The organism is Solwaraspora sp. WMMA2101, from assembly GCF_049179175.1.
Taxonomy (GTDB): domain Bacteria; phylum Actinomycetota; class Actinomycetes; order Mycobacteriales; family Micromonosporaceae; genus Micromonospora_E.
Window position 1 is genome coordinate 4048367 of record NZ_JBMHMA010000006.1, and the last position, 13744, is coordinate 4062110.

Annotated in this window: 24 protein-coding genes; all 24 read left to right on the forward strand. The window is 67.7% G+C overall.

What is annotated here, in order from left to right; translation table 11 throughout:
* Positions 1-100: 100 nt before the first annotated feature.
* Positions 101-1294, forward strand: a complete 1194-nt coding sequence (tuf, locus tag ACN28F_RS19305; protein ID WP_282224040.1) for an elongation factor Tu — start codon at positions 101-103, stop codon at positions 1292-1294.
* Between the two features lie 404 nt (positions 1295-1698).
* Entirely contained in the window at positions 1699-2007 is a 309-nt protein-coding gene (rpsJ, locus tag ACN28F_RS19310; RefSeq protein WP_007073037.1) for a 30S ribosomal protein S10, read from the forward strand.
* A gap of 10 nt (positions 2008-2017) precedes the next feature.
* Positions 2018-2683 (forward strand): 50S ribosomal protein L3, encoded by a 666-nt coding sequence (gene rplC, locus ACN28F_RS19315; RefSeq protein ID WP_282224039.1) that lies wholly within the window; start codon positions 2018-2020, stop codon positions 2681-2683.
* Positions 2680-3339: a 50S ribosomal protein L4 gene (gene rplD, locus ACN28F_RS19320; RefSeq protein ID WP_289209317.1), complete on the forward strand. Its 660-nt coding sequence runs from the start codon at positions 2680-2682 to the stop codon at positions 3337-3339. Before rplC ends, rplD begins: the two co-directional genes overlap by 4 nt.
* The gene (gene rplW, locus ACN28F_RS19325; protein ID WP_278173680.1) at positions 3336-3638 is read left to right on the forward strand and encodes a 50S ribosomal protein L23; all 303 of its coding nucleotides are present in this window, start codon (positions 3336-3338) and stop codon (positions 3636-3638) included. The genes rplD and rplW overlap by 4 nt, the downstream gene beginning before the upstream one ends.
* A gap of 12 nt (positions 3639-3650) precedes the next feature.
* Positions 3651-4490 (forward strand): 50S ribosomal protein L2, encoded by an 840-nt coding sequence (gene rplB / locus ACN28F_RS19330; RefSeq protein ID WP_289209318.1) that lies wholly within the window; start codon positions 3651-3653, stop codon positions 4488-4490.
* Positions 4491-4507: 17 nt separating this feature from the next.
* Positions 4508-4789 (forward strand): 30S ribosomal protein S19, encoded by a 282-nt coding sequence (gene rpsS, locus ACN28F_RS19335; RefSeq protein ID WP_278112094.1) that lies wholly within the window; start codon positions 4508-4510, stop codon positions 4787-4789.
* 37 nt (positions 4790-4826) lie between these two features.
* Positions 4827-5345 carry a 50S ribosomal protein L22 gene (rplV, locus tag ACN28F_RS19340; RefSeq protein WP_282224036.1) on the forward strand — a complete coding sequence of 173 codons (519 nt, stop codon included), beginning with the start codon at positions 4827-4829 and terminating at the stop codon, positions 5343-5345.
* The gene (rpsC, locus tag ACN28F_RS19345) at positions 5345-6211 is read left to right on the forward strand and encodes a 30S ribosomal protein S3 (protein ID WP_282224035.1); all 867 of its coding nucleotides are present in this window, start codon (positions 5345-5347) and stop codon (positions 6209-6211) included. Before rplV ends, rpsC begins: the two co-directional genes overlap by 1 nt.
* Positions 6212-6214: 3 nt before the next feature.
* Positions 6215-6640 carry a 50S ribosomal protein L16 gene (rplP, locus tag ACN28F_RS19350; RefSeq protein WP_123606142.1) on the forward strand — a complete coding sequence of 142 codons (426 nt, stop codon included), beginning with the start codon at positions 6215-6217 and terminating at the stop codon, positions 6638-6640.
* Positions 6640-6876 carry a 50S ribosomal protein L29 gene (gene rpmC / locus ACN28F_RS19355; protein ID WP_278112098.1) on the forward strand — a complete coding sequence of 79 codons (237 nt, stop codon included), beginning with the start codon at positions 6640-6642 and terminating at the stop codon, positions 6874-6876. Before rplP ends, rpmC begins: the two co-directional genes overlap by 1 nt.
* Positions 6873-7163, forward strand: coding sequence for a 30S ribosomal protein S17 (gene rpsQ / locus ACN28F_RS19360; protein WP_278112100.1), 291 nt, complete (start codon positions 6873-6875; stop codon positions 7161-7163). The genes rpmC and rpsQ overlap by 4 nt, the downstream gene beginning before the upstream one ends.
* 133 nt (positions 7164-7296) lie before the next feature.
* Complete coding sequence (gene rplN, locus ACN28F_RS19365) at positions 7297-7665, forward strand: 50S ribosomal protein L14 (RefSeq protein WP_123606139.1); 369 nt, start codon at positions 7297-7299, stop codon at positions 7663-7665.
* A gap of 3 nt (positions 7666-7668) precedes the next feature.
* Entirely contained in the window at positions 7669-7983 is a 315-nt protein-coding gene (gene rplX / locus ACN28F_RS19370) for a 50S ribosomal protein L24 (RefSeq protein WP_289209319.1), read from the forward strand.
* Positions 7983-8552, forward strand: a complete 570-nt coding sequence (gene rplE / locus ACN28F_RS19375; RefSeq protein WP_282224033.1) for a 50S ribosomal protein L5 — start codon at positions 7983-7985, stop codon at positions 8550-8552. Before rplX ends, rplE begins: the two co-directional genes overlap by 1 nt.
* A 3-nt stretch (positions 8553-8555) precedes the next feature.
* Positions 8556-8741 carry a type Z 30S ribosomal protein S14 gene (locus ACN28F_RS19380; protein ID WP_007465272.1) on the forward strand — a complete coding sequence of 62 codons (186 nt, stop codon included), beginning with the start codon at positions 8556-8558 and terminating at the stop codon, positions 8739-8741.
* 77 nt (positions 8742-8818) lie between these two features.
* The gene (gene rpsH, locus ACN28F_RS19385; protein WP_282224032.1) at positions 8819-9226 is read left to right on the forward strand and encodes a 30S ribosomal protein S8; all 408 of its coding nucleotides are present in this window, start codon (positions 8819-8821) and stop codon (positions 9224-9226) included.
* 17 nt (positions 9227-9243) lie between these two features.
* The gene (gene rplF, locus ACN28F_RS19390; RefSeq protein WP_282224031.1) at positions 9244-9786 is read left to right on the forward strand and encodes a 50S ribosomal protein L6; all 543 of its coding nucleotides are present in this window, start codon (positions 9244-9246) and stop codon (positions 9784-9786) included.
* Between the two features lie 8 nt (positions 9787-9794).
* Positions 9795-10178 carry a 50S ribosomal protein L18 gene (rplR, locus tag ACN28F_RS19395; RefSeq protein WP_353850556.1) on the forward strand — a complete coding sequence of 128 codons (384 nt, stop codon included), beginning with the start codon at positions 9795-9797 and terminating at the stop codon, positions 10176-10178.
* A gap of 72 nt (positions 10179-10250) precedes the next feature.
* The gene (gene rpsE / locus ACN28F_RS19400; RefSeq protein WP_289209321.1) at positions 10251-10865 is read left to right on the forward strand and encodes a 30S ribosomal protein S5; all 615 of its coding nucleotides are present in this window, start codon (positions 10251-10253) and stop codon (positions 10863-10865) included.
* A gap of 28 nt (positions 10866-10893) precedes the next feature.
* Positions 10894-11076 carry a 50S ribosomal protein L30 gene (gene rpmD / locus ACN28F_RS19405; protein WP_289209322.1) on the forward strand — a complete coding sequence of 61 codons (183 nt, stop codon included), beginning with the start codon at positions 10894-10896 and terminating at the stop codon, positions 11074-11076.
* On the forward strand, positions 11076-11519 hold the full coding sequence (gene rplO, locus ACN28F_RS19410; RefSeq protein WP_282224028.1) for a 50S ribosomal protein L15: 444 nt from the start codon (positions 11076-11078) through the stop codon (positions 11517-11519). The genes rpmD and rplO overlap by 1 nt, the downstream gene beginning before the upstream one ends.
* 235 nt (positions 11520-11754) lie before the next feature.
* Positions 11755-13086, forward strand: a complete 1332-nt coding sequence (gene secY, locus ACN28F_RS19415; RefSeq protein WP_289209323.1) for a preprotein translocase subunit SecY — start codon at positions 11755-11757, stop codon at positions 13084-13086.
* Positions 13087-13740: an adenylate kinase gene (locus tag ACN28F_RS19420; protein WP_289209324.1), complete on the forward strand. Its 654-nt coding sequence runs from the start codon at positions 13087-13089 to the stop codon at positions 13738-13740.
* Positions 13741-13744: the final 4 nt, after the last annotated feature.

Consider the following 13744-nt stretch of genomic DNA (forward strand, 5'->3'; position numbering starts at 1 on the left):
TTCCGGTCGCCGACATCGGACCGGAAAGGCTGTCGACAGAGTCCTAAGCGCCGAACGGCGCGCCGGGCGTACGAACCAAGAAGTCCACAGGAGGACACCAGTGGCGAAGGCGAAGTTCGAGCGGACTAAGCCGCACGTCAACATCGGCACCATTGGTCACATCGACCACGGTAAGACGACGCTGACGGCGGCCATCACCAAGGTCCTGCACGACAGGATGCCGGACCTCAACCCGTACACGCCGTTCGACGAGATCGACAAGGCGCCGGAGGAGAAGGCCCGCGGCATCACGATCTCGATCGCACACGTCGAGTACCAGACCGAGGCGCGGCACTACGCACACGTCGACTGCCCCGGTCACGCCGACTACATCAAGAACATGATCACCGGTGCCGCGCAGATGGACGGCGCGATCCTGGTGGTCGCGGCGACCGACGGCCCGATGCCGCAGACCCGCGAGCACGTGCTGCTGGCCCGCCAGGTCGGCGTCCCGTACATCGTCGTGGCGCTCAACAAGAGCGACATGGTCGACGACGAGGAGCTGCTCGAGCTGGTCGAGCTCGAGGTCCGCGAGCTGCTGTCGGCGCAGGAGTACCCGGGTGACGACCTGCCGGTCGTGCGGGTCTCCGCGCTCAAGGCGCTCGAGGGCGACCCGGAGTGGTCCGACAAGCTCATGGACCTGATGAACGCGGTCGACACCGCGATTCCGCAGCCGGAGCGGGAGACCGAGAAGCCGTTCCTCATGCCGATCGAGGACGTCTTCACGATCACCGGTCGGGGCACCGTGGTGACCGGCCGCGCCGAGCGGGGCATCCTCAAGCCGAACGAGGAGGTGGAGATCGTCGGCATCCGCGAGAAGTCGATGAAGACCACCTGCACCGGCATCGAGATGTTCCGCAAGCTGCTGGACGAGGCACGGGCCGGTGAGAACGTCGGTCTGCTGCTGCGTGGCATCAAGCGCGAGGACGTCGAGCGCGGCATGGTGGTCATCAAGCCGGGTACCACCACCCCGCACACCGAGTTCGAGGCGACGGTCTACATCCTCTCCAAGGAGGAAGGTGGCCGGCACACGCCGTTCTTCCAGAACTACCGGCCGCAGTTCTACTTCCGGACCACCGACGTGACCGGCGTGGTCACGTTGCCGGAGGGCACCGAGATGGTCATGCCGGGTGACAACACCTCCATGACGGTCAAGCTGATCCAGCCGATCGCGATGGAGGAGAACCTCAAGTTCGCGATCCGTGAGGGTGGCCGGACCGTCGGCGCCGGTCGGGTCACCAAGATCATCAAGTGAACTGGTAACCCGATTGGCCTTGTCGTACTCCGGTACGGCATACTGGTCAGGTTGCGTCCGCGTAGGGTGGCTGGCTGCCCGGCAGTCAGCCACCCTCGCACGGCGTCCGGGGCAGATCCCGCCACGGCGTCGCACCCGATCGACAGCGTCGCTCGTCGTCGCGTCGTCGTGAGGGTGTCGGCGTGGTCGGCCTGGCCCGGTGCTCACGGCCTCAGCGGCAGGGTCTGCCGCCGCACGGCCCAGATCGTTCCGGAGTCCCGGGGCGGAGCCTGGCCAGCGGTTGCGACACGCCCGACCGCGGGGGTCGGACACGAGAAGAAACGGCAGCGCCGGGGTCCGACCGGCGGCATCCGCTCGGCGAGCGGGCTCCATTGCGGGCGGAGAGAGAAGGAACAGAAGCCACCATGGCGGGACAAAAGATCCGCATCCGGCTCAAGGCCTATGACCACGAGGTCGTGGACTCCTCGGCGCGGAAGATCGTCGAGACGGTGACGCGCACCGGCGCTCAGGTCGCAGGCCCGGTGCCGCTGCCCACTGAGATCAACCGTTTCTGCGTCATCCGTTCGCCGCACAAGTACAAGGACTCGCGCGAGCACTTCGAGATGCGCACACACAAGCGTCTGATCGACATCATCGACCCGACCCCGAAGACGGTCGATTCGCTGATGCGCCTCGACCTGCCGGCTGGCGTCGACATCGAGATCAAGCTGTAGGGACCGGACAATGGACAGGCAAGTGAAGGGCATCCTGGGCGCCAAGCTCGGCATGACCCAGGTCTGGGACAACAACCGGGTCGTCCCGGTGACGGTGGTGCAGGCCGGCCCGTGTGTGGTGACCCAGGTGCGTACCGCCGACAAGGACGGCTACGCCGCGGTCCAGCTCGCGTTCGGCGCGATCGACCCGCGCAAGGTGAACAAGCCGGAATCCGGCCACTTCGCCAAGTCCGGCGTGGCACCGCGGCGGCACATCGTCGAGCTGCGCACCACTGACGCCAGCGAGTACGAGCTGGGTCAGGAGGTCACCGTCGAGACGTTCGAGCCGGGTGCTCGCATCGACGTGACCGGCCGGACCAAGGGCAAGGGCTTCGCCGGCGTCATGAAGCGGCACGGCTTCCACGGCCTGCGGGCCAGCCACGGTGTCGAGCGCAAGCACCGCTCGCCCGGCTCGATCGGCGCCTGCGCGACCCCCGGTCGCGTCTTCAAGGGCGTCCGGATGGCCGGCCGCATGGGCAGCGTGCGCTACACCGTGCAGAACCTCACCGTGCAGGCGGTCGACCCGGAGAACAACCTGCTGCTGGTCAAGGGAGCGATCCCGGGCCCGGCCGGCGCGTTGATCCTGGTCCGCAGCGCGGCGAAGGCACAGGCGAAGAAGGGCGGTGTCGCCAAATGACCACCGTTGACGTGATCAACGCCGAGGGCACCAAGAGCGGCACCGTCGACCTGCCCGGCGAGGTCTTCGACGTACAGGCCAACATCGCCCTGATGCACCAGGTCGTGGTCGCCCAGCTCGCCGCCGCGCGGCAGGGCACGCACAAGACCAAGACCCGGGGCGAGGTCGCCGGCGGCGGCAAGAAGCCGTACAAGCAGAAGGGCACCGGCCGGGCCCGGCAGGGCTCGATCCGGGCCCCGCAGTTCGCCGGCGGTGGCGTGGTGCACGGCCCGGTGCCGCGCGACTACAGCCAGCGCACCCCGAAGAAGATGAAGGCGGCCGCGCTGCGTGGCGCCCTCTCCGACCGGGCGCGCGCCGGCCAGGTGCACGTCGTCGAGGCGTTCGTCAGCGGCGAGACCCCGTCGACCAAGGCGGCGCTCGCCACCCTGCGCAAGGTCAGCTCCGCCAAGCGGGTGCTGGTCGTGCTCAGTGCGACCGACGAGCTGAACTGGTTGTCGCTGCGCAACCTGCGTAACAGCTCGACGCTCGTGCACCTCATCGAGGTGGGCCAGCTCAACACCTACGACGTGCTGGTCGCCGACGACGTGGTCTTCACCAAGGAGGCCCTCGACCAGTTCCTGGGCACGCCGGCGCAGACCGAGGAGGGCGACAAGTGAGCACGATTGCCGACCCGCGCGACATCATCGTGGCGCCGGTGGTCTCGGAGAAGAGCTACGCCGAGCTGAACCGGAACTGGTACACGTTCCTGGTCCACCCGGACGCCAACAAGACCCAGATCAAGATCGCTATCCAGCAGATTTTCGACGTCCGGGTGCTGACCGTGAACACGCTCAACCGTGAGGGCAAGCGTAAGCGGACCCGTACCGGGTTCGGTCAGCGCAAGGCGACCAAGCGGGCGATGGTGAAGCTGGCTGACGGTGACCGTATCGAGGCCTTCGGCGGCCCGGTCAGCTGAGGGGTGTAGACAATGCCAATCCGTAAGTACAAGCCGACGACGCCGGGCCGCCGTGGTTCGTCCGTCGCCGACTTCGCTGAGATCACCCGGTCCACGCCGGAGAAGTCCCTGCTGGTGCCGCTGCCGAAGAAGGGCGGGCGCAACGCGCACGGCCGGATCACCGCGCGGCACCACGGTGGTGGCCACAAGCGCCAGTACCGGCTGATCGACTTCAAGCGGGTGGACAAGGACGGCGTACCGGCCAAGGTCGCGCACATCGAGTACGACCCGAACCGGACCGCCCGGATCGCGCTGCTGCACTACGCCGACGGCGAGAAGCGCTACATCATCGCGCCGAAGGACCTCAAGCAGGGCGACGCCGTCGAGTCCGGCCCCGGTGCCGACATCAAGCCCGGCAACAACCTGCCGCTGCGCAACATCCCGGTCGGTTCCACGATCCACGCGGTGGAGCTGCGGCCGGGTGGCGGCGCCAAGCTGGCCCGCTCGGCCGGCGTCGGCATCCAGCTGCTCGGCCGGGAAGGTGCGTACGCCACGCTGCGGATGCCCTCCGGTGAGATCCGTCGGGTCGACGTGCGCTGCCGGGCCACCGTCGGTGAGATCGGCAACGCCGACCAGTCAAACATCAACTGGGGCAAGGCCGGCCGCATGCGGTGGAAGGGCAAGCGCCCGACCGTCCGTGGCGTCGCGATGAACCCGGTCGACCACCCGCACGGTGGTGGTGAAGGCAAGACCTCCGGTGGTCGCCACCCGGTGAACCCGCAGGGTAAGCCGGAGGGCCGGACCCGCCGTAAGGGCCAGCCGAGTGACCGGCTGATCGTCCGCCGCCGCTACGCGACCCGCAAGCGCGGCTAGAAGGAGTCTGGGACAACATGCCTCGCAGCCTGAAGAAGGGCCCGTTCGTCGACGACCACCTGATGAAGAAGGTGGAGACGCAGAACGACAAGGGCTCGAAGAACGTCATCAAGACCTGGTCGCGGCGCTCGACGATCACCCCGGAGATGCTCGGGCACACGATCGCCGTGCACGACGGGCGCAAGCACGTCCCGGTGTTCGTCACCGAGTCGATGGTCGGGCACAAGCTCGGCGAGTTTGCCCTGACCCGCACCTTCAAGGGTCACGAGAAGGACGACCGCAAGAGCCGTCGGCGCTGAGTCGCGGGCACGGATAGAGGATCAAGGGGTTACAGCGATGCCAGTAAAGGGCGACGCTCCGGTGCTTCCGGGCGCGCGGGCGGTTGCGCGGTACGTGCGCATCTCGCCGATGAAGGCGCGTCGGGTGGTCGACCTCGTCCGCGGTCTGCCCGCGAAGGAGGCGCTCACCGTCCTGCAGTTCGCGCCGCAGGCGGCAAGTGAGCAGGTGTACAAGGTCCTGGCCAGCGCGATCGCCAACGCGGAGAACAACGAGCAGCTGGACCCCGATGCCCTGCTGGTCAGCGAGGCGTTCGTCGACGAGGGTCCGACGCTGAAGCGGTTCCGGCCGCGGGCGCAGGGCCGGGCGTACCGGATCCGCAAGCGGACCTGCCACATCACCGTCGCGGTGGAGGCCGTCGCCCCGGCGACGCCGGCGCGTCGGGCGGGCAAGGCCCAGCCGGCGAAGGCGGCGAAGAAGGCTCAGCCGGCCGCGGCCGAGCAGGAGACCACGGCGCAGAGCGCGTCGGCGAACGAGCCGGCCGGCGGCCAGCAGAGCAGCACGGAGGGTGCCGAGTAATGGGTCAGAAAGTTCACCCGCACGGGTTCCGGCTCGGCATCTCGACCGACTGGAAGTCGCGCTGGTACGCGGACAAGCTCTACAAGGACTACATCGCCGAGGACGTCAAGATCCGGCGCATGATGTCCAAGGGTCTGGAGCGGGCCGGTATCTCCAAGGTGGACATCGAGCGGACCCGGGACCGGGTCCGGGTCGACATCCACACCGCCCGTCCGGGTATCGTCATCGGCCGTAAGGGTGCCGAGGCGGACCGGATCCGGGGCAACCTGGAGAAGCTCACCGGCAAGCAGGTCCAGCTCAACATCCTCGAGGTGAAGAGCCCCGAGTCGGACGCGCAGCTGGTCGCCCAGGGCGTGGCCGAGCAGCTCGCCAGCCGGGTCAGCTTCCGGCGGGCGATGCGCAAGGCCATGCAGTCGGCGATGAAGAACCCGATCGTCAAGGGCATCCGGGTACAGGTCTCCGGCCGCCTCGGCGGTGCCGAGATGAGCCGTACCGAGTTCTACCGTGAGGGTCGGGTGCCGCTGCACACGCTGCGCGCCAACATCGAGTACGGCTTCTTCGAGGCCCGTACCACCTTCGGTCGGATCGGCGTCAAGGTCTGGATCTACAAGGGCGACGCGGTCGCGGGCCGGGAGGCCCCGGCCGAGGCGCCGAGCCGGCCCCGCCGTGACCGGCCGGACCGGCCGCGCCGTGGCCGTTCCGGTTCCAGCGGCACGACCGCCGGTGGGACCGAGGCCGGCCGGGCGGCCGCCGCCGAGATCTCCGGCGGACCGTCGACCACCACCAGCAGTGCCGCGCCGGCTGACGCCGCGCCGGCCACTCCGGCCGCTGCGGCCGGAGCGGACAGCTCAGCGCAGGAGGGCTGACAGATGCTGATCCCGCGCAAGCCCCCGAAGGGCTTCCGCAAGCCGCATCACCCGAGCCGTACTGGCGCCGCCAAGGGCGGTACCCGGGTGGTGTTCGGCGAGTTCGGTATCCAGGCGCTCGAGCCGGCGTACGTGACCAACCGGCAGATCGAGTCGGCCCGTATCGCCATGACCCGCCACATCAAGCGTGGCGGCAAGGTCTGGATCACGGTCTTCCCGGACCAGGCGCTGACCAAGAAGCCGGCCGAGACCCGGATGGGTTCCGGTAAGGGCTCACCCGAGTGGTGGGTCGCCAACATCAAGCCGGGACGGGTGCTCTTCGAGATGTCCTTCCCGAACGAGCAGATCGCGCGTGAGGCGATGCGTCGTGCGATTCACAAGCTCCCGATGAAGTGCCGCATCGTGACGCGCGAAGTGGGTGAAAGCTGATGGCAGCGGGCGTTCCGGCCGCCGAGCTGCGTGAACTCTCCGAAGAGGAGCTGGTCACGAAGCTGCGGGAGGCCAAGGCGGAGCTGTTCAACCTCCGCGTGCAGGCCGCGACCGGTCAGCTGGACAACAACCGTCGGCTGCAGGTCATCCGTCGGGAGATTGCCCGGATCTACACGATCATGCGTGAGCGTGAGTTGGGACTCTCCGCCGCGCCGACTGAGGTGGCTGCATCATGAGTGAGAACACCGCCCCCGAGCAGGGCACGACCGTGGCCCGGCCGCGCCGTAAGGTGCGTGAAGGGCTCGTGGTCAGCGACAAGATGGAAAAGACCGTCGTCGTCGAGGTCGAGGACCGGGTCAAGCACCGGCTGTACGGCAAGGTCATGCGCCGTACCAGCAAGCTGAAGGCGCACGACGAGCAGAACGCGTGTGGCATCGGCGACCGGGTGCTGCTGATGGAGACCCGCCCGCTGTCGGCCACCAAGCGCTGGCGCGTCGTGGAGATCCTCGAAAAGGCGAAGTAGCCGAAAGACCGCGTCCGCCGCCCACCGGCGGCGGAGGCGGTCGATCGGGTCCGGATGGCAGCCCGCGCGTCGCGCGGACCAGGTTCTTCCAAGCTCCGGGCGACCGGAGGACTGGCAGACATAGGAGATAGACGTGATCCAGCAGGAGTCGCGACTGCGTGTCGCCGACAACACGGGTGCCCGGGAGATCCTGTGCATCCGCGTTCTCGGCGGCTCCGGTCGGCGCTACGCAGGCATCGGTGACGTGATCGTCGGGACGGTCAAGGACGCGATCCCCGGCGCCGGTGTGAAGAAGGGCGACGTGGTCAAGGCCGTCGTCGTCCGGACCGCGAAGGAGAAGCGGCGGCCGGACGGGTCGTACATCCGCTTCGACGAGAACGCTGCCGTCATCATCAAGGACGGTGGAGACCCGCGCGGTACCCGCATCTTCGGCCCGGTCGGTCGTGAGCTGCGGGACAAGCGGTTCATGAAGATCATTTCTTTGGCGCCGGAGGTGCTGTAGACCGTGAAGGTGAAGAAGGGCGACACGGTCGTCGTCATCGCCGGTAAGGACAAGGGTGCCAAGGGCAAGGTCATCGCGGCCTACCCTCGGCAGGACAAGGTCCTCGTCGAAGGCGTGAACCGGATTAAGAAGCACACCCGCATCCAGACCACCCAGCGCGGCGGCAAGACCGGTGGCATCGTCACCCAGGAAGCTCCGATCCACGTCTCGAACGTGCAGGTGCTCGACGCCGACGGCAAGCCGACCCGGGTCGGGTACCGCGTCGACGACAGCGGCCAGAAGGTCCGGATCGCGCGTAGCAACGGTAAGGACCTGTGATGACCACCGCTACCCAGACCAGGCCGGCACCGCGCCTCAAGCAGCGGTACCGCGAGGAGATCGCCGCGCAGCTGCGTGAGCAGTTCCAGTACGGCAACCCGATGCAGGTTCCCGGGCTCGTCAAGATCGTGGTGAACATGGGCGTCGGTGAGGCGGCCCGGGACGCCAAGCTGATCGACGGCGCCGTCCGCGACCTGGCCACCATCACCGGCCAGAAGCCGCAGGTCCGGCGGGCCACCAAGTCCATCGCGCAGTTCAAGCTCCGCGAGGGAATGCCGATCGGCGCCAAGGTCACGCTGCGGGGCGACCGGATGTGGGAGTTCCTGGACCGGCTGCTGTCCATCGCGCTGCCGCGTATCCGTGACTTCCGCGGGCTCGACGGCCGCAAGCTCGACGGGCACGGCAATTACACGTTCGGGCTCACCGAGCAGTCGGTGTTCCACGAGATCGACCAGGACCGGATCGATCGCACCCGGGGCATGGACATCACCGTGGTGACCACCGCCAAGACCGACGACGAGGGCCGGGCGCTGCTCAAGCTCCTGGGCTTCCCGTTCAAGGAGAACTGAGCAATGGCCAAGAAGGCGTTGATCATCAAGGCCGCCGCGAAGCCGAAGTTCTCGGTACGCGCGTACACCCGTTGCCAGCGGTGCGGACGTCCGAAGGCGGTGTACCGCAAGTTCGGCCTCTGCCGGGTGTGCATCCGGGAGATGGCGCACCGCGGTGAGCTGCCCGGCGTGTCCAAGGCTTCCTGGTAACCCACCTTGACAGGTCTTCGCCGTAGGCCCGACGGCACAGCCGTCGGGAACCCCGGCGAGAAAGGTTGACGAGACCCATGACGATGACCGACCCGATCGCAGACATGCTGACCCGTCTGCGCAACGCCAACCAGGCGTACCACGACCGGGTGACGATGCCGTACTCGAAGATCAAGGCGAACATCGCCGAGGTCCTCAAGGCCGAGGGTTACATCTCGACCTGGCAGGTCGAGGAGCCCGCCGAGGGCGCCGTCGGCCGGCGGCTGGTGGTCGATTTGAAGTACGGCCAGAACCGGGAGCGCAGCCTCGCCGGGATCAAGCGCGTGTCCAAGCCGGGTCTGCGGGTGTACGCCAAGTCGGACGAACTGCCGCGGGTGCTCGGTGGCCTGGGCGTGGCGATCATTTCGACGTCCCAGGGACTGCTCACCGACCGGCAGGCCCGTAAGCGGAGCGTTGGCGGGGAAGTCCTCGCCTTCGTCTGGTAATCGGGAGACTGGTAACAATGTCGCGTATTGGACGTAAGTCGATCCCGGTGCCGTCCGGCGTCGATGTCAAGATCGACGGCCAGACCGTCACGGTGAAGGGGCCCAAGGGCGAGCTCGCCCACGTGCTGCCCGAGCTGATCACGGTCGACCGCAGCGAGGACGGCCAGCTGCAGATCTCCCGCGCCAACGACGAGCGTCGGGCCAAGGAGCTGCACGGCCTGAGCCGCACGCTGGTGGCGAACATGATCGTCGGGGTGACCGACGGCTACCGCAAGACCTTGGAGATCGCCGGTACGGGTTACCGGGTCACCGCCAAGGGCAAGGACCTCGAGTTCGCGCTCGGGTTCTCGCACCCGGTGCTGGTGCAGGCCCCGGAAGGGATCACCTTCACCGTGGAGCGGCCGACGCTGTTCCACGTCGCCGGGATCAACAAGTGGCAGGTCGGCGAGGTGGCCGCCAACATCCGGAAGATCCGTCCGCCGGAGCCGTACAAGGGCAAGGGCGTGAAGTACCAGGGCGAGGTCATCCGCCGTAAGGCCGGAAAGGCAGGTAAGAAGTGAGCGCCACACTGCTGAAGCGCCGGGCGGGCGGCAGCGTCTCCGCGCGGCGTGCCATCGGGCGGGCGCGCCGGCACTTCCGGGTCCGCAAGAGCGTCAGCGGGACCGCCCAGCGGCCCCGCCTGGTGGTCACCCGTTCCCTGAAGCACATCGTCGCCCAGATCGTCGACGACACCAAGGGTCACACCCTGGCGTCGGCCTCGACGATGGACGCTTCGCTGCGCGGCACCGCCGGTGCCAAGAGCGAGCTGGCCGGCAAGGTGGGCACGCTGCTCGCCGAGCGGGCCAGGGCGGCAGGCGTTTCCAAGGTCGTGTTCGACCGTGGGGGCAACCGGTACGCGGGGCGGATCGCCGCGCTGGCCGACGCCGCCCGCGAAGCCGGACTCGAGTTCTGACGGCCGTCTGATGCGTATCCAGACGAGTCGAATCGAAGCAAACCCCGTCACGAGTAGGAAGGAAGACTGCTGATGCCAGGTCAACAGCGTCGTGGCGGCGGGTCCGGTGGCAGCGAAGGTGGTCGCCGCGACAACCGCCGTGAGGGCGGTCGCGGCAACGCGCCCGTCGAGAAGACCCCACACCTGGAGCGGGTCGTCGCGATCAACCGGGTCGCCAAGGTCGTCAAGGGCGGCCGGCGGTTCAGCTTCACCGCCCTGGTGATCGTGGGCGACGGCGACGGCACGGTGGGCGTGGGCTACGGCAAGGCCAAGGAGGTGCCCGCGGCGATCGCCAAGGGTGTCGAGGAGGCCAAGAAGCACTTCTTCAAGGTGCCCCGGATCGCCGCGTCGATCCCGCACCCGGTGCAGGGCGAGGACGCCGCCGGCGTGGTCCTGCTGAAGCCGGCGAGCGCCGGTACGGGTGTCATCGCGGGTGGACCGGTGCGTGCGGTGCTGGAGTGCGCGGGCATCCACGACGTGCTCTCCAAGAGCCTCGGCTCGTCCAACCCGATCAACATCGTGCACGCCACGGTGGCCGCGCTGAAGGGCCTGGAGTCGCCGGAGGCGGTGGCTGCCCGGCGTGGTCTGCCGGTCGAGGACGTGGCCCCGGCCGCGATGCTCGCCTCCCGCGCGGGCGCAGGGGCGTGACAGCGACAATGAACGGAGGGCGGCTGCAATGGCACGTCTGAAGGTGACCCAGGTCCGGTCCGGGATCGGGACCAAGCGCAACCAGCGGGAGTCGCTGCGGTCGCTCGGTCTCAAGCGGATCAACGACGTGGTGGTCAAGGAGGACCGGCCCGAGATCCGGGGCATGATCTTCACCGTGAACCACCTCGTGCAGGTCGAGGAGGTCGAGTAATGACGATCAAGGTCCATCACCTCCGGCCGGCGCCGGGGTCCAAGACCGCGAAGACCCGGGTGGGTCGCGGTGAGGGCTCCAAGGGCAAGACGGCCGGTCGGGGCACCAAGGGCTCGAAGGCCCGGAAGAACATCCCTGCCGCGTTCGAGGGTGGGCAGATGCCCATCCACATGCGGCTGCCGAAGCTCAAGGGCTTCAAGAACCGGTTCAAGGTCGTCTACCAGGTGGTCAACCTGGACCGGCTGGCTGAACTCTTCCCCAACGGTGGAGCGGTCGGTCCGGAGCAGTTGACCGAGGCGGGCGCGGTCCGTAAGGGTCAACCGGTCAAGGTCCTCGGCAGCGGCGAGCTGGGCGGTGTGGCGCTCCAGGTGTCGGCGCACGCGTTCAGCGGTGCCGCCAAGGAGAAGATCACCGCTGCTGGTGGCTCGGTCACCGAGCTCTGAACACCTCAGCCTGGACGTGGCGCTCGCTCAGTTCTTCACGACTGACGGGCGCCACGGCCTACTGGGAAAGCTTTCATCCCGTTAACATCGGGATCGGTGTATGTTCTAGGGCACGCCTGCCCAGACCGACGCCGGACTGTTAGAGTCCGATGCCAGCCATGGATATCGGGCGCCCCGTACCCGCCCCGACCCGCCAGGACATCCGGCGGCCACCTCGCGCAGCAGGAGGAAGAAGTTGCTCTCCGCCTTTCTCAGTGCGTTCCGAACGCCTGACCTGCGCAAGAAGCTGCTGTTCACGGTCTTCATCGTCGCGATCTACCGGCTCGGGGCCACGCTGCCCAGCCCCGGTGTGTCGTACGGGAACGTGCAGCAGTGCATCAACACGATGGAGAACAGCGACACCAGCGGGGTCTTCACCCTGCTGAACCTCTTCTCTGGTGGCGCGCTGCTGTCGCTGTCGGTCTTCGCGCTGGGCATCATGCCCTACATCACCGCGTCGATCATCCTGCAGCTGCTCACCGTGGTCATCCCCCGGCTGGAGCAGCTGCGCAAGGAGGGCCAGTCCGGTCAGGCGAAGATCACCCAGTACACCCGGTACCTGACGCTGGGCCTGGGCGTCCTGCAGGCCTCGGCCTTCGTCGCGCTCGCCCGCTCCGGTCAGCTGTTCAACAACATGTGCGACCAGTGGCCGATCATCCCGGACGGCACCGGCCTGCCGACCTGGCTGACGCTCAGCGTCCTGGTCATCACGATGACCGCCGGCACCGGCGTGGTGATGTGGCTCGGCGAGCTGATCACCGACCGGGGCGTCGGCAACGGCATGTCCGTCCTGATCTTCACCTCGATCGCGGCGCGGCTGCCGAGCGAGGGCTGGGCCATCAAGAACACCCACGGCTGGGGGATGTTCGCCCTGGTGCTGCTGCTGGTCCTGATGGTCATCACCGCAGTGGTCTTCATCGAGCAGGCGCAGCGGCGCATCCCGGTGCAGTACGCCAAGCGGATGATCGGCCGGCGGATGTACGGCGGTACCTCCACCTACATCCCGCTGAAGGTCAACCAGGCCGGTGTCATCCCGGTGATCTTCGCCTCCTCGGTGCTCTACCTCCCGCAGCTCGGGCTACAGTTCTTCGATCCGAACGACCCTGGCCAGGTGCAGGCCTGGATCCAGAACAACCTGGCGAACCCGACCAGCCCGATCTACATCGTCACCTATTTCTTCATGATCATCTTCTTCACGTACTTCTACGTGTCGATCACGTTCAACCCGACCGAGGTCGCGGAGAACATGAAGAAGTACGGTGGCTTCGTCCCTGGTATCCGGCCTGGCCGGCCCACCGCCGAGTACCTCGACTTCATCCTCAGCCGGATCACCCTGCCGGGTGCGCTCTACCTGGGCATCATCTCCGTCCTGCCGAACTTCTTCTTCATCTGGCTGGACAGCGACCAGTACGTGAACTTCCCGTTCGGTGGCACCGCCGTGCTGATCATGGTCGGCGTCGGACTGGAGACCGTGAAGCAGATCGAGAGCCAACTCATGCAGCGCAACTACGAAGGGTTCCTCCGGTAGATGAGGCTGGTACTGGTCGGTCCCCCCGGGGCGGGGAAGGGGACCCAGGCCGAGTTCATCGCCGCTCACCTGGCCGTGCCCAAGATCTCGACCGGGGACATCTTCCGTGCCAACGTCACCCAGGGAACGCCGCTGGGCGTCGAGGCGAAGCGGTACATGGATGCCGGCAAGCTGGTCCCGGACGAAGTGACCATCAACATGGTCCGGGACCGGCTGGCCGAGCCGGACGCGGCCGACGGTTTCCTGCTCGACGGCTTCCCGCGGACCACTCCGCAGGCCGCCGCGTTGGACAAGCTGCTGGCTGACCTTGGTACCGCGTTGGACCTGGTGCTGGAGCTGGTCGTCGACGACGACGAGGTGATCCGGCGGCTGTCGGGCCGCCGTACCTGCCGCGGCTGCGGCAAGATCTGGCACGTCGAGTTCGACGCGCCGGCCACCGAGGGCCGCTGCGACCGGTGCGGGGCGGAGCTGTTCCAGCGCGACGACGACAAGTCGGAGACCATCGCCCGTCGGCTGGTGGAGTACGCCGACAAGACCGCGCCGCTGGTCGACTACTACGGAGCCCAGGGCAAGCTGGTGGGGATCGACGCCACCGGCCCGGTCGAGGACGTCACGGTACGCGCGATCGACGCCCTGCGCTCGTACGGCGGGTAACGCC

What these genes read in the sequence shown, in the direction of transcription:
- rpmC (WP_278112098.1), top strand. Translation starts at nt 6,640, where the DNA reads ATGGCAGCGGGCGTTCCGGCCGCCGAGCTGCGTGAACTCTCCGAAGAG.
- rplF (WP_282224031.1), top strand. Translation starts at nt 9,244, where the DNA reads ATGTCGCGTATTGGACGTAAGTCGATCCCGGTGCCGTCCGGCGTCGAT.
- rplD (WP_289209317.1), top strand. Translation starts at nt 2,680, where the DNA reads ATGACCACCGTTGACGTGATCAACGCCGAGGGCACCAAGAGCGGCACC.
- ACN28F_RS19380 (WP_007465272.1), top strand. Translation starts at nt 8,556, where the DNA reads ATGGCCAAGAAGGCGTTGATCATCAAGGCCGCCGCGAAGCCGAAGTTC.
- rpsQ (WP_278112100.1), top strand. Translation starts at nt 6,873, where the DNA reads ATGAGTGAGAACACCGCCCCCGAGCAGGGCACGACCGTGGCCCGGCCG.
- rplE (WP_282224033.1), top strand. Translation starts at nt 7,983, where the DNA reads ATGACCACCGCTACCCAGACCAGGCCGGCACCGCGCCTCAAGCAGCGG.
- ACN28F_RS19420 (WP_289209324.1), top strand. Translation starts at nt 13,087, where the DNA reads ATGAGGCTGGTACTGGTCGGTCCCCCCGGGGCGGGGAAGGGGACCCAG.
- rplP (WP_123606142.1), top strand. Translation starts at nt 6,215, where the DNA reads ATGCTGATCCCGCGCAAGCCCCCGAAGGGCTTCCGCAAGCCGCATCAC.
- rpsH (WP_282224032.1), top strand. Translation starts at nt 8,819, where the DNA reads ATGACGATGACCGACCCGATCGCAGACATGCTGACCCGTCTGCGCAAC.
- rpmD (WP_289209322.1), top strand. Translation starts at nt 10,894, where the DNA reads ATGGCACGTCTGAAGGTGACCCAGGTCCGGTCCGGGATCGGGACCAAG.
- rpsE (WP_289209321.1), top strand. Translation starts at nt 10,251, where the DNA reads ATGCCAGGTCAACAGCGTCGTGGCGGCGGGTCCGGTGGCAGCGAAGGT.
- rpsS (WP_278112094.1), top strand. Translation starts at nt 4,508, where the DNA reads ATGCCTCGCAGCCTGAAGAAGGGCCCGTTCGTCGACGACCACCTGATG.
- rplC (WP_282224039.1), top strand. Translation starts at nt 2,018, where the DNA reads ATGGACAGGCAAGTGAAGGGCATCCTGGGCGCCAAGCTCGGCATGACC.
- rpsC (WP_282224035.1), top strand. Translation starts at nt 5,345, where the DNA reads ATGGGTCAGAAAGTTCACCCGCACGGGTTCCGGCTCGGCATCTCGACC.
- rplB (WP_289209318.1), top strand. Translation starts at nt 3,651, where the DNA reads ATGCCAATCCGTAAGTACAAGCCGACGACGCCGGGCCGCCGTGGTTCG.
- rplO (WP_282224028.1), top strand. Translation starts at nt 11,076, where the DNA reads ATGACGATCAAGGTCCATCACCTCCGGCCGGCGCCGGGGTCCAAGACC.
- rpsJ (WP_007073037.1), top strand. Translation starts at nt 1,699, where the DNA reads ATGGCGGGACAAAAGATCCGCATCCGGCTCAAGGCCTATGACCACGAG.
- rplV (WP_282224036.1), top strand. Translation starts at nt 4,827, where the DNA reads ATGCCAGTAAAGGGCGACGCTCCGGTGCTTCCGGGCGCGCGGGCGGTT.